Genomic DNA, 23,738 nt, shown 5'->3' on the forward strand with positions numbered 1-23,738 from the left:
CTCAGTCCGCCGGCGTGTAGAAACCGCGGGTCGAGTCCCGCGCGACGAGGCGCGGGGAGACGCTCTCGATGCCGCGGGAGGGGTGCCCCTCGATCGCCGCGAACAGCCGCGCCGCCGCCCGCCGCCCCAGCTCCTCGAGGTTCATGTCGACGCTCGTCAGCCGGGGCCGCGAGTGCGCGACGATGACCTCCCAGTTGTCGTGGCCGGTCACCGCCACGTCCTCGGGGACCCGCCGCCCGTGCTCCCGCAGGGTGTCCAGCGCCCCGCGGGCGATCTGGTCGCTCCCGCAGATGACCGCGTCGACGTCCGGGAGCAGGCCGAGGATCGTCTCGACCGCCGTCCGCCCCCACGCCTCGTCCCACGAGCCGAAGAGCGCGCGCCCGCCCGCCGGCTCGAGACCGGCCCGGGCCAGGGCGCGGGTCGCCCCCTCCACCCGGTCGCGTGCCGCCCCGTACGACTCGTCGCCCGCGACGACGGCGATCCGCCGGCGCCCCCGGGCGACGAGGTGCTCCGCGACGAGCGCGCCCGCCTCGACGCTGTCGCACACCTGGGACATGTCGTCCGGGTCCTCCGACGGCGCATACGCGTAGACGACCGGCACCGGCAGGCGCCCGAGCGACGGGCGCACGTCGGGGCGCGCGCCGACGATGATGAGCCCGTCGACGCGCCGCCCGAGGAGCGCCTGGACGTGGTACCGCTCGCGCAGCGTGTCCCCGCGGGCGTCGCACAGGAGGACGGAGACCTCGCCGTTGCCGGCCTCGTCCTCCGCCCCCATGAGCGTCGGGATGGAGAACCGTCCCTCGAGGTCGTGCGTGACCAGGCCGATGGTGCCCGAGCGCCCCTTCTGGAGCTGGCGCGCCAGGACGTTGGGCCGGAACGCGAGCTCCTCGGCGGCGTGGACGACCCGCTGGCGCGTCTCCTCCCGTACCTGCCGGCGCCCGTTGAGCGCCTTCGACGCCGTGGCGACGGACACCCCCGCCGCCCGTGCCACGTCCGCCAGCGTCGGCCGCCGCGGTGCCAGCTCGGCATCTGCCGTCATCGGTCCTCCTCCCAGATCGCCCGCCCTGACGGGTGGTCAGGCTCTGCTCGCGGTGCCCGCCGACTCTCAGTCGTGACCGACGGGCACCCAGATCCGCATGGTGCTCGGCCCGCGGTTGCCCCACGAGTAGTACGGCACGAAGTGGACGTCCGCACGCTCGCGGGCGCGCCGCCGCGGCGCGCCGCGGTACGGGTCCGGCTCGCCGGGCAGGTCGACGTGCCAGCCCGCCGCGACGACGGTGCCGTCAGCGCCCGCGACCGGGCCGCTCGGGTCGACCTCGAGCCCGGCGACGTCGACGCCGCCGGGCTGGTCGAGCGACTCGGCGCACAGGACGAGCGGGCCGCGCTCGAGGGCGACGCAGCCGCGGACCGCGTCGATCCGCTCGTCCGGGTAGACCCACCGGGGCACGAGCGGGATGGCGACGTCGACGACGGTTCCGGCGGCGAGGGAACCACGGTGCACGAAGGCGGGCGCCGACGCCGGCTGCGGGCCCCTCCCGTCGTTGAGGTCGACACTCGCGCCGTCGGCCCAGTGCGGGATCCGGACCGTCAGCTCCCACGGTCCGGGGGGCGCCTCGACGACCTCGATGCGCACGTGGCCGTCGTGGGGGTAGGCGGTGGTCACCTCGAGGGTGACCCGGCGCCCGGCGCCCAGCTCGGCGCTCACCGTCCCGGGGACGAACTGGAGGAGCTGGACACCGTCGGCGCTGCGGGTTGCGACGTAGGTGCCGAGCTGGGCGAGTGTCCGGGAGACGTTCGTCGGGCAGCAGGACACCTCGAACCACGCGGCCCGGCCGGCCCCCGAGGCTCGTGGGCTCGGCTCGTCCGACGGCAGCGGCGTCCCGGCGCTGCGCTGGTGGAGGGTGTTCGTGTAGAAGAAGGCGCGCCCGTCCTCCGCGGGGCTGGCCGCCACGACGTTGTAGAGCGCGCGCTCGATGACGTCGGCGTAGCGCAGGTCCCCGCGCGCGAGGAGCAGGCGCCAGGCGACCATGACGGAGCCGACGCCGGCGCACGTCTCGCAGTAGGCGCGGTCCGGCGGCAGCTCGAAGTCCTGCCCGAACGCCTCGTCCTGGTGGTGGGACCCCATCCCCCCGGTGAGGTACGTGCGCCGCGCGAGGGTGCGGCGGTACTGGCGCTCGATGGCGTCGACGAGCCCGCCGTCGTCGAGCTCCACGCCGGCGTCCACCGCCGCCGCCGCGAGGTAGAGGGCCCGGACGGCGTGGCCGCGGAAGGCGTCGGCCTCGCGCAGCGGCACGTCGTCCTGGAAGTAGGCGCGCCCGAACTCGATGTCCCGCAGGGTCCCGCGGCCGCGGCGCTCGAGGAACAGGTGCGCCTGGTCGAGGTACCGCTCCTCCCCCGTGGCCCGGTACAGCTCCGCGAGGGCGACCTCGATCTCCGGGTGCCCGCACACGCGCTCGAGCCCGTCGGCGCCGAACACCTCGCACACGTGGTCGGCGGCGCGCAGGGCGACGGCGACGAGCCGGTCCTCCAGGCCGAACCCCGTGCGCAGGCGGGCCACCGCCGCCTGGACGAGGTGGCCGGTGCTGTACAGCTCGTGGCCCATCTCGAAGTCGCTGTAGCGGGGGCGCTGACCGGCGTTGCCGAACTGGGTGTTGAGGTACCCGTCCGGCTGCTGGCAGGCGGCGACGAGCGCGACGATGCCGTCGAAGGTCTCCTGGAGCGCGGGGCTGCCGCTGCGGCCGATCTCCCACGCCATGGCCTCGAGGAGCTTGTAGACGTCGGAGTCGGAGAACTCCCTGCCCCGCCGGTCCTCGGCGAGCCGGCCCTCGAGGAGCGCGGAGAAGTTGCCGACCCAGCCGACCTCGTGCTCCCAGTGGAGGCAGTGGGGGATCATCACCGCGCCGTTGAGGTCCTGGCGCTGCCCCCAGAAGCCGCCGTCGATCCGGACGGTGTCCATCCCCAGCGGGGTGAGCGCGGTCCGGGCCACCGGGAGCACCGGGGCCGCCACGGCCGTCCGCGTCTGCATGTCTGTCACGTCGTCATCCCTTGACCGCGCCGGAAGTGAACCCTCGGATGTAGTGCCGCTGCAACGACAGGAAGAGCACGACGGCGGGGATCGCGAGGACGACGACCCCGGCCGTCGTGATCCCGTAGTCGATGACGCCCATGGTCTGCTGGCGCATGTTGACCATGGCCAGCGGGAGCGGGGCGTTGGTGGGGCCGACGAGGAACAGCGGCACCATGAAGTCGTTCCACGCGACGAGGAAGACGAACAGCCCCACGGTCACCAGCGGCGCCCGGACCGCCGGCAGCATGACCCGGACGAACGCGGACACCGTGCCGCACCCGTCGAGGAGCGCGGCCTCCTCGAGCTCCCGGGGGACGGCGCTGAAGGCGTTGCGCATCATGAACGTCGCGAAGGGGAGCTGGAAGAGCGCGAGCACGAGCCCGACCCCCACGAGGCTGTTCTGCAGGCCGATCTCGTTGAGCCACACTGCGAGCGGGATGAGGAGGGCGGCGTACGGGACCATGAGGATGGAGAGCACGAGGAGGAACACCGTGTTCTTGCCGCGGAACGCGAAGCGCGCGAAGCCGTACCCGCCCATCGCGCCGGCCACGAGCGCCGTCACGACGGCGACCGTCGAGACGATGACGGAGTTCCACAGGTAGGAACCGAGCCCCTCCCCGTACCGGGCGAGCGCCGAGTAGTTCCCCAGGCCGACGCCGTCGGTCTGGGCGGAGGCCGAGTTCGGCGACACCGACGTGACGACCACCCAGAGGATGGGCAGGAGGAACGTCACGGCGACGAGGCCCGTGAGGACGTAGTACGTGGTCCGGCCCAGTGTCCCTGAGCTCGTCATCGGTCCCCCTCCTTGCGCGAGACCCCGAGCGCCCGGAGCTGCAGCACGCTGACCGCCACCAGCACGACGAGGACGAGCACCGAGAGCGCGGCGGCCATGCCGAGGTCGCGCTTGGTCTCGAAGGCGTAGCGGTAGATGAGCAGCACCACGGTCAGCGTCGAGTTGTTCGGGCCGCCCTTGGTGAGGATGTAGAACTGGTCGAACGCGAGGAGCGAGCCGGCGATCGACAGGATGAGCGTCATCGCGATGGTGGGCCGCAGCAGCGGGAGCGTGATCCGGCGCAGCTGCGTGATGCGGCTCGCCCCGTCGAGGCTCGCCGCCTCGTAGAGCTCCCGCGGGATCGCCTGGAGCCCCACCATCGTGAGGATCATGTAGTAGCCGGCGAACCGCCAGACGATGAGCACGACGGTCGCCCAGAGCGCCCCGCCCGGCGTGCCGAGGATCGAGGAGTTGAGGTCCATGAGGCCGAGCCGGGCGAGGATCGGGTTGAGCGGGCCGATCTGCGGGGAGTACAGCGCGTAGAACAGCAGCGACGCGGAGGCGATCCCCAGCGCGGACGGCACGAGGATCGCGGTCCGCAGCAGGTTGTTCCACCGCCGGCTCTCCTGGACGAGCAGCGCGAGGAAGAACGCGACCGGCATGAGGATGACCGTCGTCAGCGCCGTGTACCGCAGGGTGAAGCTCACCGCGTCGCCGAGCAGCGGGTCGGCGAGGACGTTGCGGAAGTTGTCCGGGGAGTTCATCCCCTGGAAGCCACCGAGGAGGCTCCACTGCGAGCCGGACATGACGAGCACGAGCCCGATCGGGGCGAGGAAGAGCACGGCGACGAGCACGACGGTCGGGGTGATGAACGCCCAGCCCCGCAGGGCGTCGCGCCGTTCCCTCGTCCGGCGTCGCCGCCGGCCGCCGTCCGCGCCGCTGACGGCGTCGGTCGCGACGCGCTCGGCCGCCGCCGGGATGTGAGTGACCATGGTGCTTCCTCGTCGTCGGGGTGACGCCACCGGGGAGGGACGCCGAGCCCCTCCCCGGCCGCGGTGCTCGTCGAGGCGCCGGCGCTACGGCGCGAGGACCGCGTTGACGGCGTCGTTGTGGGACCCGATCGCGGACTCCTCGCCCCACACCGCGTCCTGGATGAGCAGCTGCCACGGGCTGCCCGCGGCGTTGAACGCCTCGTTGAAGTTGCGCGCCACCGGCGTGCGGCCGTCGGCCACGGTGGCGTTGGCGACCTCGGTGCGCGGGTCGGCGTCGGCGTAGCCGTCGGCGAGGACGGTGAGGCTCGCGGCCGTGTCGTTGTTGTCGGCGAACACCGTCTGCTGCGCGTCGTCGGACATGAGCCAGGCCATGAAGTTCCACGCCTGGTCGACGTTCTCCGAGCTCCGGGAGATGCCGATCGCATCGCCGCCGAGGAACGTCGAGCCCCCGCCGTCGACGCCGGGGATGGCCGCCACGCCCACCTCGAAGGCGGCGTCCTCGAACATGCCCGTCACCGCCGTGTAGGGGTACGGCATGACGCCGATGTTGCCCTCCTGGAAGGGGGCGGTCCAGGTCGCCCCGGTCTCCTCGCGGGACCCGGCCCCGAGCCCGTTGGGCGTCTCGGCGAGCTCGCGGTAGGCGCTGTAGACGGCCTGGGCGGCCTCGCCGTCGAGCATGGCCTCGGTGCCGTCGTCGTTGAGCACCTCCTCGCCGCTGGCCCAGATCGTCGGCAGCAGGGTGAAGACGAGGGCACCGCCGGACTGGCCCGAGAGGTAGCTGCCGGCGACCCCGTCCTGGTCGAGGGCGGCGACGGCCTGGGCGTGCTCGACGAACTCGTCCAGGGTCGTCGGCCCGGCCTCCGGGTCGAGCCCCGCCTGCTCGTAGAGGTCCTTGTTCCAGACCATGACCGAGATGTCGGTGACGAACGGGAGCGTGTGCATGGCGCCGTCGAGGGTGCCGGCGTCGATGTGGCCCTCCTGGAGGTCGTCCACGTTCTCCAGCGAGCCGATCTGGTCGGTGAGGTCGGTGAAGATCCCCTGCTCGGTCCAGTACGGGATGCGGACGACGTCGCCCGCGAGGATGTCCGGGAGGCTGTCGGTCTGGGCGGCCGAGCCGACCATGCCCTCGACGTCGTCGTTGGGGAGGATCTCCAGCGCCACCTGGTTCTCGTGGGTGGCGTTGTACGCCTCGACGGCGTTGATCGCCTGGCGCTCCAGCGGGGCGCGGGTCCACATCGTCAGCTCCGTGCCGTCGTCGACCCCCTCCCCCGAGGCCGCGGCGGTGCCGCCCCCCGACCCCGTCGTCTCCCCGCCCCCGCCCCCGTCGCCGCCGCACGCGGCGAGGCCGGTGACCAGCAGGCCACCCGCCATGACGGCCGCGGCGCGCGGCCGGAACCTCGTTGCGCTCATTGCCTTCTCCAATCTCATGTCGCCATTGAATGAGGTGGTGCTGGCCATGAGCGCCGCATCGCGCCCGGCCGAACGGCGAGTGCCGACGTCGTGTGTGACGAAACTCACCGAAAGCGTTATCGCCATCGTGGCACCGTGATCAGAGCAGGTCAAGGACCTTTCGCACGCGCGTTCCGAGGCGGTTCGGGCGGCGGCCGAAGCGGCAGGGCGCCCGCGCCGGCCACCCTCCGTCGCGCGCCACCGACATCGATTTCGGTGACCTCGTGCCCCGGTGGCCGGCACGCCCCCGCCCCGGCGGCTCCGGCGCCGGCTCCCCGTGCACGGTCACCGGCAGGCGTGCGCCGCGTACGGCGCCTCGACCACCTCGCTCACCGCCTCCCCGTCCACCACGGCGGTGACGGTCACGGCGATCGCACCGGCGGCCACCTGCGCCTGCCGGGTGGTGAAGGCGTGGAGCACGCTCGTGCCCGCCCCCACGGCGGCCGAGGAGCGCGACCCGAAGGGCGAGGCCAGCTCCGCCGCCACCGGCACCGCCTCGCCGTTGCTCACCCGGGCCGTCACCACGACCCGCCCCGCCACGCACCGCGCCGCGGTCGCCACCGACACCTCCAGCGGCTCCGGCTCCGGCGCGGCCGCCGCGGCGACCTGCCACTCCCGGATGCCGGTCGATCCGCCGCCGTCGGCCTGGCCCCAGGACTGCGCGACGATCCGCAGCGCCCGGGTGGTGACGGGCGCGAACGCGACCCGCTGGAACCCGTCGCTGCGCCGCCCGTACGCGCTGCCCTCGTCGAGCGCGACCTCACGCCACGTCTGCCCGTCGAGGTAGTGCAGCACCCAGGTGCGCGGCGGGATCATGCCCGCGTTGCTCGCATCCGGCGTGTCCCGGAACCACCACACGCCGATCTCGTCGACGGTGACGTCGAAGCCCCAGTCGAGGCGGGCCCACTGCTCACCGGCGCGGTTCCAGGTCCCCCACTGCCGCCCGTACTCGGCGGCGTTGTCCTCCCAGAGGTCCATCGTGCCGTCGTTGAGCCCCGCCACGGACTCCCACGAGGAGGTGAAGGAGGCCGAGGGCGTCGCGTACCGCGCGAGGTTGCCCTCGAGCTGCGCGCCGTCCCCCAGGGGGATGTCGACGACGACCGTCCGGGTGTTGCCGGCCCGATCCCGGGCGCGGACGGCGAGCTCGTGCGGCAGGGCGTCCGGTGCCGTGATCACGGCGCCGGCCGCGACGGCCTGCCACGCGCCGGCACCGTCGACGCGGTACTCGAGGGCGGCGACGCCGGACAGGGCGTCGGTGGCGCCGACCAGCACGGTGCGGGCCTCCTCGTCGAGCACCGCGCTCACCTCCGGGGCGGTGGTGTCGATCCGGACCGTCCGGGTGACCTCGGCCGAGGTGTTGCCGGCCGCGTCCCGGGCGCGCCCGGTGACGACCGTCTCGCCCTCCTCGGTCACCGTCACCTCCACGTGGCGGACGCCGTCGGCGGAGAGCCACTCGCCCTCGCCGACGCGCCCCTCGACGGTGAGGAGGTAGTCGGTCTCGTCGTCGGCGGTGACGCGGACGACGACGTCGGAGGAGAACCAGCCGTCCTCGCCCGACGTCCCGGACGGAGCGAGGAGCACGGTCGGCGCCTGTGTGTCCTCCCCGCCCGACGGCCGGTCGGTCACGGTGACGACCGCGGTGACGTACCCGGCCTCCTGGCCCAGGGCCCGCCCCTGCACCGTGAAGACGCCCGGCACCGCGTACGCCTGCGGGTCCACGGGGCGCCAGCTCACCGGCACCCACAGCTCGCCGGCCGCGCCGAAGGGCAGCCGGACCGCGGGGGGCAGCTCGGGCGCCACGCCCGGGGCGGTGGTGACGCCCACCGGCACGAGCCGGTCGGCCTGGACCGAGTAGACCTCCCACTCCGAGACGGACACCGAGTGGTAGTAGGGACCGTTCTCCGCGCCCGTGAACGTCGCGCGCAGCGCCGTCGTCGTCACCGGCTCGAAGCTCACCTCGTGCCAGGCGCCGACCTCGGTCGGGTACACCGCCCCCTCGACCGGGCGCCACTCCCCGCGCCCGTCGAGGTACTCGACAGCCCACGACGCGGGCGGCCGGATCCAGTTGGCGTCGCGGTGGAACTGGATGCCCATGCCGTCGGTGCGCACGGGGGCGTCCCACTGGTACATCACCCAGTCCGAGGCCACGGTGCTCGTCTGCCCGCGGTAGTTGCCCCACTGGTCGGGCGGCAGCAGCGCCGTCGTCGCGCGGAAGCCGTCGTTGACCGCGCCGAGCCGCATGGGCGGGGACTCCGTGAAGGACGCGGAGACCTCGGCCTCCGGCGCGACGTTCGCGCGCAGCCGGAACGCGGGGTCGTCCGCCCACGTCGGGGTGACGGGCAGGATGCGGTCCCCGTCCCAGCGGACCTCGTCGATGGCGACGGACCGGCGAAAGTGACCACCGCCCACGGCGTCCTTGGTGTGGTACGTCAGGTACCAGGCGCCGTCGAACTCGATGATCGAGGGGTGGACCGTCGTCGCCGACGTGCCGCCGAGGATGATGCCCTGATAGGTCCACGGGCCGAGCGGGTTGTCCGCCGTCGCGTAGGCGACGCACGCCTGGTAGTTCGAGGGCGTGCACCCGCTCCCGGCCTGCTTCCAGTCGTAGGCGAGGTAGTAGGTGTCGCCGCGCTTGAACACCCACGGCGCCTCGAAGAACGAGGTGAGGCCGCTGAGGACCTGGATCTCGCCCTTGAGCTCCGTCATCGTCGGCTCGAGCTCGACGACGCGGGCGACGCTCCAGGCCCCCCAGTACATCCACACCCGGCCGTCGTCGTCGGTGAAGACGTGCGGGTCGATGAGCTCCTGGCCGTTGGCGCTGCCGCCGAAGACGTCGGTCCACGTGAGCAGCGGCTCCCCGATGGCGTCCTCCCAGGGCCCGACCGGGCTGTCCGAGACGGCGACGCCGATGACCATCCGGTTGGGCACGTCCGTCCGCTCCCACTGGACCGGGGCGTACCAGTAGAACCGCCCGTCCGCGCCGGTGGTGACGTGCCCGGCGTACGCGGCGTTGCCCGTCGCCCAGTCGAACACCTCACCGGGGAGGAGGTTGTCCGGATAGTGCTCCCAGACGCCCGCCTCGACGTCGTCCGTCGCGAGGACGCCGTAGTCGTTCATGACGAACGTGCCGGTCTGCGGGCCGGCCTCGTCGTGGCCGGTGTAGACGTAGAGCGTGTCGCCGACGACGAGCGGCGCCGCGTCGGCGGAGTAGTAGCTGCCGTCGGCGATGATCGGGTTACCCGCCGACTCGATGGTCCGCGTGGGATCGGGGGGTTCGGCCGCGGCGGGGAGTGCCGTCAGAGCCGTCATGAGGGCGGTCGCCGCGACGGCCGCAACGGCCACGCCGGCTCGGGTACTGCTCCGTGCTGCCATCGCCGGTCCCATCGTCGAAGGTCCCCCGGCGGTAGGCGCCGGGGCCGTGCTGGGCGGTGGCCCGGCGGCTCCGCCGGACCACCGCCCCTCGCTCGCTCAGCCCGTCACGAGCACGAGTGCGCCGCGTACGGCGCCTCGATCACCTCGGTCACGGTCGCGCCGTCGATCGTCGCCGAGACCGTCGCCGTCACCTTCCCCGCAGGCACCTGCGCCAGCCGGGTGGTGAAGGCGTGGAGCACGCTCGCGCCCGCGCCCACCGAGGCCGACGAACGCGTCCCGTACGCCGAGGAGATCTCCGCCGACACCGGCACCCCCTCGCCGTTGGTCACCCGGGCGGTGAGGACCGTCCGGCCCACCACGCACCGAGCGCTGGTCTCCACCGAGACCTCCAGCGGTGGTGCGTCGCCCACGACGACGAGCGTGAGCGTCGTCGCCGTCGTCCCGGCGCGGCTCACGTAGTCCGGCAGGACGAGGTCGCCGCGGATCTGGTACGTCCCGGGCCGGTTGACGACGGCGGGGTCGAAGTCCCACTCGACGCCGATCGCCTGGTTGTCCCGCGAGCCGTCGTTGTACGACACCTCGACCCGCGTCGGGAGCTGCGGCTGCTCCCCCACCGCAACCGTGAGCTCGAACTGCTCGGCTCCCTGGATCGAGATGCCACCGGGCGAGTTCTCCGGACGGACGTAGATCTGCGCCTGCGCGATGAGGCCGTACGCCGCGTTCGTGCCGTACACGACGAACGGTTCGACGTTGGTCTCGGCGACCATCGCGGGGGTGATCTCCTGCCAGGTGAACGGCAGGGTGCCGCGCACGCCGCTGGAGTACACGACGTCGAGCTCGGTGGGCAGCTCCGGCACCACGCCGGTGGGCGTGCGGATGATGACCGGCGAGGCGAAGTCCTCCACCGTGTCGCCGTTGACCCGCCAGCGCAGGACGCCGGTACCGGCCCCGCCGGGCTGCACGCCGAAGACCCGGATGCGCAGGTGCGTGGCGGAGACCGGCTCGAACTCCAGGGAGTTGTACTGGTTCCGGCTCAGCGCTCCGGCGTAGGTCGAACCGTCCGTCAGCGTCACGGGCGTCCAGGTCGTGCCGTCGACGGACGACTCGATGACGTACGTGTCCGCGCGTGGCATCCGGGTGCCGCCGTTGTCGTCGTACCAGTAGATGTCGGTCGACCGGAGGAGGACCGGCGAGTCCCAGGCGTACTGGATCCAGGCCTGCGTCGCCGGGGACGTGCCGTTGGCCGGCTGGCCCCAGTTGCCCCAGCCCTGCCCGGCGCCCGGCGCGGAGCTCGCCGGGTTGTCGGGGTCGTTGACCCGCTGGTGGTTCTCCCAGGCCGACGTCCCGGACGTGGTCACCGTGGCGATGGATCCGAACTCGGCCGACACCTCCTTCTCGGTGAGGGTGAGGGTGATCTCGCGCTCGGTGCGCCGCTCGCCGTCGTCCGCCCAGAACCGGAACACGTACTCGCCGGCGAGGGTGCCGGTCACCGTTGTCCGCAGCGCCGAGTCGTCGGCGAAGATGACGCCGGCACCGTCGGGGGCGCGCACCACCTCCCACCCGTAGGTGAGCTCGCCGTCGAACGGCACGCCGTCGTCGGTCGCGGAGGCGACGAGCGTCGTCGATAGGTTGCCGTCCGCCGCGCGGTCCGCGGTGACGGTGACGACGGGCGGGTCGTTGACGATCGGCGGGACGTCCCGGCCGGAGTCGAACACCTGGATCTCGGAGATCGCGGTGTACCGCCCCGGGGCGTTGACGAACGCGACGCGGACCGTGTCGGTGACGACCGGCTCGAACAACGCCTCGTTGAACTTCGCCTGCGGGATCTTCGGGCTCTTGAACTGGTCCGGGGTGGTCCAGCCGCCGCCGTCGGGCACCTGCACCGCCCAGCGGAGCGGCTCGGCGTACCCCCCGTCCTGGCGGTCGCTGACGAAGAACACCTTGAGGTTGTCGATCCTCACCGGCTCGCCGAGGTCGAGCTCCACCCAGCCGTTGGCGTCGGTGGTCCCGTGGTTGCCCCAGTACGGCTCGTTGACCGTCACGCCGTCGACCACGGCGTCCAGGGTGACCGGGCGTTCCGTGGTGGCGATCGCCCCCGGTGTGTAGTTCATGCTGCTCGCGCTCCACCCCGGGGTGTGGAAGGTGCGCCACGGGGTCGGGCGCGCGCCCTGCTGCGTGTAGTGGGCGGAGACCTCGGCGCCCTCCGCGAGGTTGGGCGCGTCCTCCTCGAGGTCGATGCCGGCGGTCTTGAGGTAGTCGATGACGCGCTCGTCCTCGATGGCGGTGTCGACCGCGGTGGCGAACTCCCGGCCGGACTCGGCGACGACGCTCACCTCGAGGCCGTCGTCGGCCTCGACGACCTCGTTCGCCGACGGGTCGAAGACGAACCGGCCGAGTGCGTCGGCGCTGGCCACGCGCTCACCGTCGAGGAAGAGGCTGTACCCGGAGCCCAGGCCGTAGTGCGACCCGTCCGGGTCCCACACGATCGTCACGTCGGTGCCGTGGTAGCGCAGGTTGTTCACCATGAAGTGCTCGTAGCCCAGGTCGATCGGCCAGAGCTCGACGAGGTCGTCGGAGCGGGGCTGGATCCCTCCCATGTCCTCGATGTAGATGTAGTTCATGTTCCCGAGCATGATGTGGTTCGGGTTGTTCCGGTTGTACGTGCGGGTGGCCGGGTTCCAGCTGGAGTAGTACTCCGCCTGGTTGGCCAGCCGCAGGTCACCGCCCGGGTAGATGCTCCAGGCCATCCAGTCGAGCAGCCGGGCCGCGTACTCGGGCGTGATGTAGCGCTGCTCCGGGTCGTAGTGCCGCAGGGCCGAGCGCACCGCGCGGTACTGCACCGTGAAGTTGATGTTGGAGAAGTTGTTCGACCCCCCGATGCCGTAGCGGGTCTTGTCCCACTGGTTCGCCGTGTAGAACGGGAAGATCGGGAAGTTGTCCCCGTAGCGCAGGAAGCGGAACCCGTCGACGTACGTCTCCCACTCGTCGAACGGGATGAGGTTCTGGGCGTAGACGTCGTAGAGGTTCGACTCCCGGGCGGGGATGAGGTCGCGCTCGGCCTCGCTGAGCGGGTTGGGGGTCCCGTTCGAGGAGGGCGCGGAGCGGGCGCCGTGCGAGGTCCCGGCGAGGAACATCCGCATCTCCTCGCTCCACAGCCGGCCGAGGATCGCGGTACGGATCTCCTCCGCCTGTGCCGCCATCTCGCCGACCTTGCCCTCGTCGGCGCCGGCGAGGGCGTACAGCTGGCTGGCGGCGTCGAACGCGCCCCACACGTACGCCGACTCCGGCCGCTCGATCGTCCGGGCGCCGGGCGCCGAGGCGTTGACGCGCGGGAAGCCGAAGCTGATGGCGTCCGAGTCGTTGCCCGGCATGTAGTTCGTGTCGTAGGCGATGAGGTTGTCGTCGTTGCCGTCGTAGTGCTCGAGCTGGCCCTTGCCGTCCCACTCGAAGTAGTAGCCGAAGCGCTCGGCGAGGTCGGCGCCGCCGCCGTGCACGTTGTACGCCTCGAGGCCGGCCGTGCCGAGGTACTGCGAGTAGTGGTTGTTCCAGCTCGTGTGCCCGGGGCTGTCGAGGAACGCCGAGGAGCCGGAGAGCTCACCGACGTTCATGATCTGGCCGTACGGCAGGTAGGGCGTCCGCAGCCACTTGGTGTCCTGCAGGTGCATCGGCTGGGTGAGGACGACGCTGTTCTGGTACAGGTTCACGCCCTCGATCGTCGTCGGGTACTGGTAGACGTAGCCCGGCTCGTTGGCGTCGAGGGAGTTGTAGCGCTCGCCCCACCAGCGGTAGACGATCGCCTTCTCCACGCCCGGGTCGGGGACGTCGATGTACGGCACGTCGCTCGCCCAGCGCCGGTTGAAGTCGGTCACGCCCGTCCGGAAGGCCTCGGCCGGGTCGAGCTCGGCGTAGTCGTGGAAGCTCTCGACGGACTCCGGCAAGGTGTCGGAGTAGAGGACGCCGACGACGGACAGGCTGACCGACCCGCCGGCCGGCACGGTGACGTCACGGTCGAGCGTCGTGCCGTTGCGGGCGAAGCCGCTCGCCTTGAGCCCGATGGTGACGTCGGACCACGCGGTGTCGGCGAGGCCGTTGTTCGAGCCGCTCGTGAGGGTGCGGCGCCCCACGAGCTCGTCCGGCGCGTCGGTCGGCGTCGTGGCCGTCGGGGAGGCGGCCCGGACGGTGAACGCGGCGTCGGCCGCGCCCGGGTTGGTGAAGGTGATCGTCGTGACGGCGACGTTGTCGTAGGTGATGAACTTCGCCAGGTCCGCGGTGACACCGGTGGTGCCCACCGTGTACTGCGCCGTGGCGTGGCTCGGGGCGTTGAAGCGCTCGGCGCCCACCTCGCTCACCGTCTGCCCCGGCACCGTGACCGTGTAGAGGTTGCCGAGGTTGTTCGGCCCTCCGGCGAAGGCCGTCCCCGCGAACCCCATCGTCGTGAAGTTGGCGGCCGAGGCCCCGCGCATGTAGAGCGTGCGGCCCCGGGTCTGCAGGACGTTGTTGCCCGCCGTGCCGGTGGTTCCCAGGACCCGGTCGAGGTAGTAGTCGGTGCCGCCGGCCGCGAGGTCGCGCTCGAAGATGGACTGGTGCATGTTGCCGGCGGTGAACGGCGCGCCGTGGTCGAGCGCTGCCGCCGCCTCGGCGACCCCGGTGTACGTCGGGTCGCCGATGTCCATGCTGTCGGTCTGCCCGTCGGTGTAGACCCCGATGTCCGACTCGTTGCCGGGCAGGACGTCCGCTGCGGCGGACGTGCCGAGCGGGGTGAGCAGGGCGAGGAGGACCGCGCTGGCCGCACCGCTCGCGATTGCCGATCTGGACGACCTGGTGCGCATGAGATCCACTCCTGAATTGGGCGGGCGGCGGTGCCCCACGCGCAGCACCGCACGTGAAAACGACGCTACTGCGCACCTCCGGCGGGCAGCAAGCGTTTTCGGTCTTTTCGGTCAGGTGAGCGTCAGTGCGCCCACCATCGGCCGTCGGCGCGGCGCCCGGGACGCCGACGCGGTGCCCTACGACGCGATGCCGGTGCCCTGCGACGCGATGTCGGTGCCGCCGCCTACGGTGAGCCCATGAGCACCACGACCCGCTACCAGTGCACCGAGTGCGGGTCGACCGCCGCCAAATGGGTGGGTCGGTGCGGCCAGTGCCAGGCCTGGGGCACCGTCGAGGAGGTCGGCGCGCCCGCCGCGGGCGTGCGCGGGCCGGCGGCGCTGGCACCGTCCACCCCCGCCCAGCCGATCGACCAGGTGGACGCCGAGACGGCGCGGGCGCGCCCCACCGGCGTCGGCGAGCTCGACCGGGTCCTCGGCGGCGGGATCGTGCCCGGCGCCGTCGTTCTCATGGCCGGGGAGCCGGGCGTGGGCAAGTCGACGCTGCTCCTCGACGTCGCCGCCCGCACGGCCGACGTCGCCCGCGGGCCCGTCCTCTACGTCACCGGTGAGGAGTCGGCGAGCCAGGTCCGGCTGCGCGCCGAGCGCATCGGGGCGCTGCGGCCCAACCTCCTCCTCGCCGCGGAGACGGACCTCGCCACCGTGCTCGGCCACATCGAGCAGGCCCGGCCCACGCTCGTCGTCGTCGACTCGGTCCAGACGATCTCGGCGTCCACGGTCGACGGCTCGGCCGGCGGCGTGAGCCAGGTCCGCGAGGTCGCCTCCGCCCTCATCGCCGTCGCCAAGCGGACGGCCACCCCCGTCATCCTCGTCGGGCACGTCACCAAGGACGGGTCGATCGCCGGGCCCCGGGTCCTCGAGCACCTCGTCGACGTCGTCTGCCAGTTCGAGGGCGACCGGCACTCCCGGCTGCGGATGGTCCGCGCGACGAAGAACCGCCACGGCGCCACCGACGAGGTCGGCTGCTTCGACCTGTCCGACGCCGGCATCGTCGGCCTGGCGGACCCGTCCGGCCTGTTCCTCTCCGGCTCCCTCACGCAGGTGCCCGGGACGTGCGTGACGATCACGCTGGAGGGCCGTCGGCCGATGCCGACGGAGATCCAGGCGCTCGTCACCCCGAGCACGCTGAGCAACCCGCGCCGGATGACCTCCGGGCTCGACTCCGCCCGGGTGGCCATGACGCTCGCCGTGCTGCAGTCCCGGCTCGGCCTCACCCTGGGCGGACAGGACACCTACGTCTCCACGGTGGGCGGCGCCCGCGCCCAGGAGCCGGCCGTCGACCTCGCGGTGGCCCTTGCCGTGGCCAGCGCGGCGAGGCAGCGCAGCCTCGCCGAGGGCGTCGTCGCCGTCGGCGAGGTCGGGCTCACCGGGGACGTCCGCAGCACCGTCGGGATCCAGCGCCGCCTCGCCGAGGCGGCCCGGCTCGGGTTCCGGCGGGTCCTCGTCCCGCAGGGCGGCGCGAAGGAGCTGCGCCCGGTCGGTGACCTGGAGATCTGGCCGGTCGCCGACGTCGTCGAGGCCCTCGCCGCGGCGGGCACCGTGCCGGCCCGCGGCTGAGCGCGCAGCGCGCCGCTAGGGGGCGCCGAGTACCTCGCGGACGAAGCGCAGGTGCTCGACGTCCTGGTACGCCTGGCCGTGCTCGTGGCCGTTGTACGGGTAGACGACCATCTCCTTGGGCCCGGCGTAGTGGTTGTACGCGGCGTAGACCGCCGACGGCGGGCAAATGGTGTCGAGCAGCCCGACGGAGAACAGGCCGCGAGCGCCGACCCGCGCCGCGAGGTTCACCCCGTCGAAGTACGACAGGGTCCGGAACGCGGCCTCCACCCGGTCCCGGCGCGCGCCGAGGTAGCGCACCAGCTCGGAGTAGGGCGCCGCGTCGGTGATCTCGGTCGCGTGCCGGACGTGCGTGAGGAACGGCACGTCGACGACGGCGCCGCGCACCGGCCCGCCGAGGGCCGCCGCCGCCAGCGACAGGGCGCCGCCCTGGCTCGCCCCGCAGGTGAGGACCCGGTCGGCGTCGACGAGGCGGTGCTGCCGCGCTGCCCGTACCGCCCGGACGGCGTCGGTGAAGTGGCGGCGGTAGTAGTACGTCTCGGGCGAGTCGATGCCCTGGGTGATGAACCCGGTGACGGCCGGGCCCGTGACGAAGGAGTCGCCGGTGTCACCGACGAGGTGCTTGCCGCCCCCCTGGCCGCGGTTGTCCATGACGAGGACGGCGTAGCCGGCCTGCGCCAGGAGGGTCGTCTCGTGCGCCAGGCCGCGCCCGCCGTTGTAGCCGACGAACTGGACCACCACACCGAGCCCGGGCTGTGCGCCAGCGGGCCGGTGGAACCACCCCTTGACCGGCTGCCCGCCGAACCCGGTGAAGGTCACGTCCTCGGTGAGCACCTGGACCAGCCCGGTGTCCACGGGGTCGAAGCTCACCTCGAGGGGGTGGCGCTCGTCCTGCTCCGCCAGGGTGGCCCGCCAGAACTCGTCGAAGTCGTCCGGCTCCTCACGCGGAGGCCGGTAGCTCACGAGGCGGCTGAGCGGCAGGTCGAACTGCGCCATGGTGACTCTCACTTCTCGGGACGTCGGTGTGCCGCCCGCACTATCGCACCCCGGGCCCCCTGCAGGTCGCCACCCGACGAACGTCGCGAGCGGGCGGGCCGCCGCACGCGGGGGTGGGGCTGGCCCTAGAATTGCGGCGGGGGCAGCCGCACCGGCTGAGAGCCGCCCGGAAAGAGACGGAAGACGTGCCCGAGCACCAGGAGAGCATCCTCCGTTCCACACTGCAGGCCGTTGCCCCGGGCACTGAGCTCGGCGACGGCCTCGAGCGGATCCTCCGCGGGCGCACCGGCGCCCTCATCGTCCTGGGCTACGACAAGACCGTCGAAAGCATCTGCTCCGGCGGCTTCGAGCTGGACGTGGAGTTCTCCGCCACCCGGCTGCGTGAGCTCGCCAAGATGGACGGCGCGGTCGTCGTCGACTTCGCGGGCGGCCGCATCCGGCGCGCCAACGTCCAGCTCATGCCGGACACCTCGATCGAGACGAGCGAGTCGGGCATGCGCCACCGCACCGCGGAGCGGGCCTCGAAGCAGACCGGCTACCCCGTCATCACGGTCAGCCAGTCGATGCGCATCGTCGCGGTGTTCGTCGACGGCAAGCGCCGCGTCGTGGAGAACTCCGACGTCATCCTCTCCCGCGCGCACCAGGCGCTCGCCACCCTGGAGCGCTACAAGGCCCGGCTCGACGAGGTGGCCGGCACGCTCTCCGCGCTCGAGATCGAGGACCTCGTCACCGTCCGCGACGTCACCGCCGTCGTCCAGCGCCTCGAGATGGTCTCGCGCATCTCCGAAGAGATCGACGGCTACGTCACCGAGCTGGGCACCGACGGGCGCCTGCTCTCCCTCCAGCTCGACGAGCTCATCGGCGGCATCGCACCGGACCGCGAGCTGGTCGTGCGCGACTACGTGGGCCCGCGCGCCGGGTCGGTGGAGACGACCCTCCTGCGGCTGGAGTCGCTGACCTCGAGCGAGCTCATCGACATGCGCTCCATCGCCCGGGCCCTCGGCATCGGCGGGACCGGCGGGGAGTCCCTCGACGACGCGCTCTCGCCCCGGGGGTACCGGATGCTGTCGAAGATCCCGCGGCTGCCGGCCGCGGTGGTCACGGCGCTCGTCGAGAACGCCGGCCCGCTGCAGAAGCTGCTGGCCGCAAGCACCGAGGACCTCCAGGAGGTCGACGGCGTGGGGCCGCAGCGCGCGCGCAGCGTGCGGGAAGGCCTGTCCCGGCTGGCCGAGTCCTCGATCCTCGAGCGCTACGTCTAGCCGACGCCCGGCCCGGGGCTACCCCAGCGTGAACGTCAGCCCGTCGGTGGGACCCACCCGGTTGCCCGCGTAGTCGGCCACCACGCGGTACGTGCCGCCCGTGGCGGCCGGCTGGTTCCCCGGGCAGCCCGCGGCCGATCGCCCGCCGGACCAGGCGAGGGCGTGCTCGCGGGACGCGCCCGCGTCGAGGAGGATCGGCTCCGTGGCGTCACCGGCACAGTGGGCGGAGGACCACACCTCGTCCGCACCCGATCGGACGGTGAGGCTCAGCGCCGCGGGGCCTGCGTCCATCAGGCAGGGAACGTTCCCGTCGTTGGTGACGACGAGGCCGAAGGCGACCTCCTCCCCCACCGCCGGCGACGGCGGGTCGAGGGAGAGGTCGACGTCGAGGTCCGCGGGCGCGCACTCCCGCGGCTCGCCCTGGGCGGTGCTCACTGCCGTCACCCGCGTGGGCTCGACGGCCGCCGGCTCCTCCTCGCCCCCACCGAGCAGGGCGGTGACGGCCCAGATGACCGCGACGAGGAGGGCAACGAGGAGGACGAGGGCGACGAGGCGACGCCGCCGGTAGACCGCTGCCGAGGGACGGGGTGGCCGGCCCGGGGGCGTCCCACCCGTCCGCGCCGTCGCACCCGCCCGAGCCGGCGTCACGCCACCCGCGGTCCTACGAGGTTCTTCGCCCTGCCTGCCCACCCGAGAACGGTACGGCCCCCGGCGGGGTGCGCCGGACCGGCCACGCCGTCGGCGCCGCGATGGCACCCGGCACACTGGGGGGATGCGCACCGAGGAGCTTCGTGACGCCGTGCTCACGTGGTTCGGCCACCACGCGCGGGACCTGGCGTGGCGCCGGCCCGGCACGAGCGCCTGGGGCGTCCTCGTCAGCGAGGTCATGGCGCAGCAGACGCCGGTCGCCCGCGTGGAGCCGGCGTGGCGGGAGTGGATGGAGCGCTGGCCCACGCCCGCCGACCTGGCGGCCGCCGAGGACGCCGACGTGCTGCGCGCCTGGGGCCGGCTCGGGTACCCCCGGCGCGCGCTACGGCTGCGCGCGTGCGCGGCCGCCGTCGTCGAGCGCCACGGCGGCGTGGTCCCCGTGGACGAGGCGGACCTCCTCGCCCTGCCCGGGGTCGGTGCCTACACCGCCGCAGCCGTCCGGGCGTTCGCCCACGGCCGCCACGCCGTGGTCCTCGACACCAACGTCCGCCGCGTGCTGGCCCGGATCCTCGCCGGCCTGGCCCTGCCGGGACCGGCGCCCACCCGGGAGGAGGTGCGCGCGGCGCACGCGCTCGTGCCCGCCGACGACGCCGGCTCGGCGCGGTGGAACGTCGCGGTGATGGAGCTGGGCGCGCTCGTCTGCACCGCCCGCGCACCGCGGTGCGAGGCCTGCCCGGTGGCGAGCGCCTGCCGCTGGTACGCGGCCGGGCGCCCGGCCAACGCCGCACCCCGTCGCCCCCAGGCCTGGACGGGCTCCGACCGGCAGGCGCGGGGGCGGCTCATGGCCGTGCTGCGCGAGCTGCCCGACGACGCCCGGCTGGGGCGCGCCGACCTCCTCGCGGTACTCCCCGGCACCGACGTCGACCAGCCGGCTCGCGCGCTGGCCTCCCTCGTCGCCGACGGACTCGTCGCCGAGCACGCCGGCGTCGACGGCACCGGCGCCGACGCCGACGGCACCGAGTACGCGCTGCCCTCCCGACGGCGGCAGGAGGTCGCGCCCTAGGGAGGCACCCGCTCGGCCCGGCATACTGGGCGCCCGTGGAGACCGAGACCGAGCCCGAGGACGTCCGCATCGCCCGCGCCGTCCGCACGTTGCGCGACGCGGTCGTCGGCGCCGGGGCGGCGTGCCTGGTGCTCGGCGTCTTCGCCGTCGCCGTCGTGCTGCTCCTCGGGGCCGACGACGCCTGGCCCGCCGTGACGCTCCTCGGTGGCGGCCAGGTGCTGGCCATCGTCGCCGCCGCGGTGGCGGCGCTCGCCCTGCGGGCCGTGCTCGCCGGCGCGGAGCCGACCGCCCCGCTGGAACGCGCCTGGCGCGGGCTGCGCCTGACGGCACGGGCGGTGCTCGTGCTCTGCGTCCTCGCCGCCGTGGCGTGGGTCGTCGCCGACCCGGGCTCCGCGGTGTCGACGGTCGCCCTGGCCCTGGTCACCGCCCAGCTGACCGCGGTGCTGACCCTGCTGGCGCGCCGCGTGCGCTCGTCCGCGGGCGCCCGATGACGCCGGCGCTGCCCTGGACCGCCCTCCCCCCGCGGCGGGGCTAGAGCTCGAGGAGCATCCGGGTGTTGCCCAGGGTGTTGGGCTTGACCCGCGCGAGGTCGAGGAACTCCGCGACGCCGTCGTCGTGGGACCGGAGCATCTCGGCGTAGACGTCCGTGCCCACCGGGGTGCCCTCGATGACGTGGAAGCCGTTCCGGCGGAAGAAGTCGACCTCGAAGGTGAGGCAGAAGAGGCGCTGGAGGCCCAGGCGGCCGGCGCGCTCGAGGAGGGCGGTGAGGACGCGCTGCCCGACGCCGCGGCGCAGGTACGGGCGGTCGACGGCGAGCGTGCGGACCTCCCCGATGTCGTCCCAGAGCACGTGCAGGGCGCCGCACGCGGCGACCACCCAGCGGTCGCCGTCGCGCACCTCGGCGACGACGAACTCCTGGATCGACTCGAAGTACGTGATGAGGTCCTTGGTGATGAGGATCCCGTCCGCCGCATAGGGGGTGACGATCTCCTGGATGCGCCGAGCGTCGGCGGGCAGCGCCTGCCGCACCCGCACACCGGCGTGCTCCGCGCTGCTCGGTCCCGCCCCACTGCTGCTCATCGGGGGCGATCATCCCACGCGCCCAAGGCCGGTGCCCGGGAGCACTCGCCGAGACGCGGCGTCCGCCCGTTCGCGCCAGACTGGTGATCATGACGCAGGTCGAGCAGGTCACCGATCCCATCGCCTACCACGCCGAGGGCCCCGTGTGGTCGCCCACCTGGGGCGGGCTGCGCTACGTCGACATGCTCGCCGGGGACCTCCTCACGATCCGGTCGCACGGCGTCGACCGGCTGCACGTCGGTAACGTCGCGGCCTTCGTGCGCCCGCGCGCGGGCGGCGGGTACGTCGTCGGGGTGGAGCGCGGCATCGCCCTCGCGGGTCAGGTCGACGAGGCGCCCGAGCAGCGGCCCGAGCTGTGGGCCGACCCGGGGGTGCGGATGAACGAGGGCGGCGCGGACCCGTGGGGGTACCTCTACGCCGGGTCGATGCCCTACGACCAGACCCCCGGCGGCGCCGCCCTGTACCGCGTCTCCCCCGCCGGCGACGTCGACGTCGTCCTGCCGTCGGTGACCGTCTCCAACGGCATCGCGTTCTCCCCCGACGGCTCGCTCGCCTACTACAACGACACCCCCACCGGGGGCATCGACGTCTTCGACGCCTCCGAGCGCGGGCTCACCGCCCGACGGCGGTTCGTCACGGTCCCGGAGGGCAGCCCCGACGGCCTCACCGTGGACTCCGCGGGCAACGTGTGGACGGCGCTGCACGGGACCGGCACCGTGCGCTGCTACGCCCCCGACGGCGGCGTCGTCACCGAGGTGCGGGTGCCGGCGCACCAGGTGACGGCCTGCACCCTCGGCGGCGACGACCTCCGCGACCTGTACATCACCACCTCCCGGGAGAACCTCGGCGCCGACGCCGAGCCCGAGGCGGGCGCGGTGTTCCGCGTCCGGGTCGACGTCGCCGGGATGCCGGTCCTGCCCTACGGCGGCTGACGCCGTACCAGGGCCCTGTACGGCAGGTTGCAGAGGCGTGCGGGGCACGGAGCCGGACCGTCGACGGGCAACGCCAGCCTCACCTGCGCTCCCGTGCCCGCCCGGCCCTCGCCACCGCCCCGTTCGGTCGATGGCGAAGCCGAGGCGCCCGGGTCGGGTGATCGCCGCATCACCCTGGCGTCACCTACTGCAGAGACGAAGGGGCAGCACAAATTGAGCTGGATGCGCAGCTGGTAGCATCATTGAATTGCGCGGGGGATGGCCGCGACGGAAAGCGAAGAACGTTGGAACCGTTGCTCATCGAATCCCTCCTCGCGGACGTCGTCAGCGCGGGGATCCGCGGCCTCACCGTGTCCGTGCGGTCGCCCGGACAGGCGGGGGCGCATTTCTCCGCCGGCGTTGCGGACGCCGAGACCGGCATCGCGATGGAGCCGAACAGCTACATCCGGATCTCCAGCGTGACGAAGATCTTCACGGCGACCGCCGTCCTTCAGCTGGTGGCCGATGGACGGGTCATGCTCGACGAACCGGCCGCGGGGTTGCTGCCACGCGACGTCGGTTCGCACGTCGACGGCGTGACCGTCCGGCAGCTGCTCAATCACACCAGCGGACTGCTGGAACCTGAGCTCCTGCTGTTTCCTTCCATCCGTGAGGGGTCGCTCGAGTCCGTGGTGCGCCACGCCGATCGAGCACTCGAGCCCGAGCGGTTGGCGCGACTGGCCCTCGAGAACCGGCCGATGTTCGCGCCTGGGGAGCAGTACTGGTACTCCAACACGAACTACCACCTCCTTGGCCTGATTATCGAGCGGGTCACCGGCCGTAGCGCATATGACGTCATCGAATCCCGTGTGCTCGCACCCGCTGGACTACGGTCAACTTTCTTTCCGCGAGCAAAGACGGCCCTTCCGAGCCCGTCGAGCGTGGGCTACGACAGCCTTTACCAGCTTGTCGATCCACCTGTCGCCGTCACCGCGTACGACACGTCGTTCCTCTACACGGCAGGCGCTCTGGTGTCGACGCCCCACGATCTCAACCAGTTTGCCGCCACCTTGTTGAGAGGGGATCTGCTGCCGCCGGAAGCCCTCGATGAGATGACCACGATGATCCCGATCGCCGACGGGGTCGAGATGGGTCTGGGCGTACAGCGCACGACGCAGCCGTCCGGCACCTACCTAGCTTCAGAGGGAACGTTCTTCGGGACGCAGACCGTGCTGATGGCGACGCCGGATGGGTCTGCCAGCTGGGTGATAAGCGTGAACACCACGAAGTATCAGCAACTGGGGCCCGACGGTTGGCCGTTGGCACATCCGGCCGACGCCGCGGTCGCAGCGCTCGGCGCTTACCTCAACGAGCACATCTCTCGAGCGGCGCGCCCCTGACTCGTGGCCCTGGCCGGGCGGGGGCCGCGAGGAACGAGCGGCGGATGGAGCCGCACCCCCTGCCAGGGCGGGGCAATCATGCCGACGGCGGCGTGGCGGGCCTAGCGGGAGCCGCGAGGAACGAGCGGCGGACGGAGCCTCACCGCCTGCGTGGGCGGGGCCGTCATGCCCGACGGCGGCGTGGCGGGCCTGGCGGGAGCCGCGAGGAACGAGCGGCGGATGGAGCCGCCGTCGGGCATGGCGGCCCCGCCTCCAACGACAGACGGCCCTCCCACCCCGCAGGGTGGAA

At 73.0% G+C, this 23,738-nt stretch carries 16 protein-coding genes; 6 read left to right on the plus strand and 10 right to left on the minus strand.

Going from position 1 to position 23,738, the window contains the following annotated elements; genetic code table 11:
• Nucleotide 1: 1 nt before the first annotated feature.
• The 7 genes from EBO36_RS13045 to EBO36_RS13075 all read right to left on the minus strand — a co-directional run bounded on the left by EBO36_RS13045 (nucleotide 2) and on the right by EBO36_RS13075 (nucleotide 14,481).
• Nucleotides 2-1,039: a LacI family DNA-binding transcriptional regulator gene (locus EBO36_RS13045; protein ID WP_122825006.1), complete on the minus strand. Its 1,038-nt coding sequence runs from the start codon at nucleotides 1,037-1,039 to the stop codon at nucleotides 2-4.
• A 66-nt stretch (nucleotides 1,040-1,105) separates the two neighbouring features.
• Entirely contained in the window at nucleotides 1,106-3,025 is a 1,920-nt protein-coding gene (locus EBO36_RS13050; RefSeq protein ID WP_122825007.1) for a glycoside hydrolase family 127 protein, read from the minus strand.
• Nucleotides 3,026-3,038: 13 nt separating this feature from the next.
• Nucleotides 3,039-3,860 (minus strand): carbohydrate ABC transporter permease, encoded by an 822-nt coding sequence (locus EBO36_RS13055; RefSeq protein ID WP_122825008.1) that lies wholly within the window; start codon nucleotides 3,858-3,860, stop codon nucleotides 3,039-3,041.
• Nucleotides 3,857-4,831, minus strand: coding sequence for a carbohydrate ABC transporter permease (locus EBO36_RS13060; RefSeq protein ID WP_122825009.1), 975 nt, complete (start codon nucleotides 4,829-4,831; stop codon nucleotides 3,857-3,859). The genes EBO36_RS13055 and EBO36_RS13060 overlap by 4 nt, the downstream gene beginning before the upstream one ends.
• An 84-nt stretch (nucleotides 4,832-4,915) precedes the next feature.
• Nucleotides 4,916-6,241, minus strand: a complete 1,326-nt coding sequence (locus tag EBO36_RS13065) for an ABC transporter substrate-binding protein (RefSeq protein WP_222928723.1) — start codon at nucleotides 6,239-6,241, stop codon at nucleotides 4,916-4,918.
• Between the two features lie 324 nt (nucleotides 6,242-6,565).
• The gene (locus EBO36_RS13070; protein WP_244925291.1) at nucleotides 6,566-9,622 is read right to left on the minus strand and encodes a family 43 glycosylhydrolase; all 3,057 of its coding nucleotides are present in this window, start codon (nucleotides 9,620-9,622) and stop codon (nucleotides 6,566-6,568) included.
• Nucleotides 9,623-9,756: 134 nt separating this feature from the next.
• Complete coding sequence (locus EBO36_RS13075) at nucleotides 9,757-14,481, minus strand: Ig-like domain-containing protein (RefSeq protein WP_222928724.1); 4,725 nt, start codon at nucleotides 14,479-14,481, stop codon at nucleotides 9,757-9,759.
• Between the two features lie 237 nt (nucleotides 14,482-14,718).
• On the opposite strand from EBO36_RS13075, the gene radA reads away from it, so the two are divergent.
• A complete protein-coding gene (radA, locus tag EBO36_RS13080) occupies nucleotides 14,719-16,095 on the plus strand; it encodes a DNA repair protein RadA (protein ID WP_122825011.1) in 1,377 nt (458 codons plus the stop codon).
• Nucleotides 16,096-16,110: 15 nt separating this feature from the next.
• On the opposite strand, the gene EBO36_RS13085 is transcribed toward radA, so the two are convergent.
• Complete coding sequence (locus EBO36_RS13085) at nucleotides 16,111-17,088, minus strand: acetylxylan esterase (RefSeq protein WP_122825012.1); 978 nt, start codon at nucleotides 17,086-17,088, stop codon at nucleotides 16,111-16,113.
• A 185-nt stretch (nucleotides 17,089-17,273) separates the two neighbouring features.
• On the opposite strand from EBO36_RS13085, the gene disA reads away from it, so the two are divergent.
• A complete protein-coding gene (disA, locus tag EBO36_RS13090) occupies nucleotides 17,274-18,347 on the plus strand; it encodes a DNA integrity scanning diadenylate cyclase DisA (protein WP_122825013.1) in 1,074 nt (357 codons plus the stop codon).
• An 18-nt stretch (nucleotides 18,348-18,365) separates the two neighbouring features.
• Here the strand turns inward: disA and EBO36_RS13095 are convergent, their stop codons facing one another.
• Nucleotides 18,366-18,995: a hypothetical protein gene (locus EBO36_RS13095; RefSeq protein ID WP_122825014.1), complete on the minus strand. Its 630-nt coding sequence runs from the start codon at nucleotides 18,993-18,995 to the stop codon at nucleotides 18,366-18,368.
• A 124-nt stretch (nucleotides 18,996-19,119) separates the two neighbouring features.
• Between EBO36_RS13095 and EBO36_RS13100 the strand changes: the two genes are divergently transcribed.
• Complete coding sequence (locus EBO36_RS13100) at nucleotides 19,120-20,058, plus strand: HhH-GPD family protein (protein ID WP_122825015.1); 939 nt, start codon at nucleotides 19,120-19,122, stop codon at nucleotides 20,056-20,058.
• 35 nt (nucleotides 20,059-20,093) lie between these two features.
• Nucleotides 20,094-20,549, plus strand: coding sequence for a hypothetical protein (locus EBO36_RS13105; RefSeq protein ID WP_122825016.1), 456 nt, complete (start codon nucleotides 20,094-20,096; stop codon nucleotides 20,547-20,549).
• Between the two features lie 40 nt (nucleotides 20,550-20,589).
• Here EBO36_RS13105 and EBO36_RS13110 read toward each other — a convergent pair whose 3' ends face one another.
• Nucleotides 20,590-21,138 carry an amino-acid N-acetyltransferase gene (locus EBO36_RS13110; RefSeq protein ID WP_122825017.1) on the minus strand — a complete coding sequence of 183 codons (549 nt, stop codon included), beginning with the start codon at nucleotides 21,136-21,138 and terminating at the stop codon, nucleotides 20,590-20,592.
• An 89-nt stretch (nucleotides 21,139-21,227) separates the two neighbouring features.
• On the opposite strand from EBO36_RS13110, the gene EBO36_RS13115 reads away from it, so the two are divergent.
• Nucleotides 21,228-22,070, plus strand: coding sequence for an SMP-30/gluconolactonase/LRE family protein (locus EBO36_RS13115; RefSeq protein ID WP_122825669.1), 843 nt, complete (start codon nucleotides 21,228-21,230; stop codon nucleotides 22,068-22,070).
• Between the two features lie 284 nt (nucleotides 22,071-22,354).
• Complete coding sequence (locus tag EBO36_RS13120; protein ID WP_164471473.1) at nucleotides 22,355-23,449, plus strand: serine hydrolase domain-containing protein; 1,095 nt, start codon at nucleotides 22,355-22,357, stop codon at nucleotides 23,447-23,449.
• The last annotated feature ends 289 nt before the right edge of the window (nucleotides 23,450-23,738 follow it).

It is taken from the genome of Georgenia faecalis (assembly GCF_003710105.1).
Lineage (GTDB): Bacteria > Actinomycetota > Actinomycetes > Actinomycetales > Actinomycetaceae > Georgenia_A > Georgenia_A faecalis.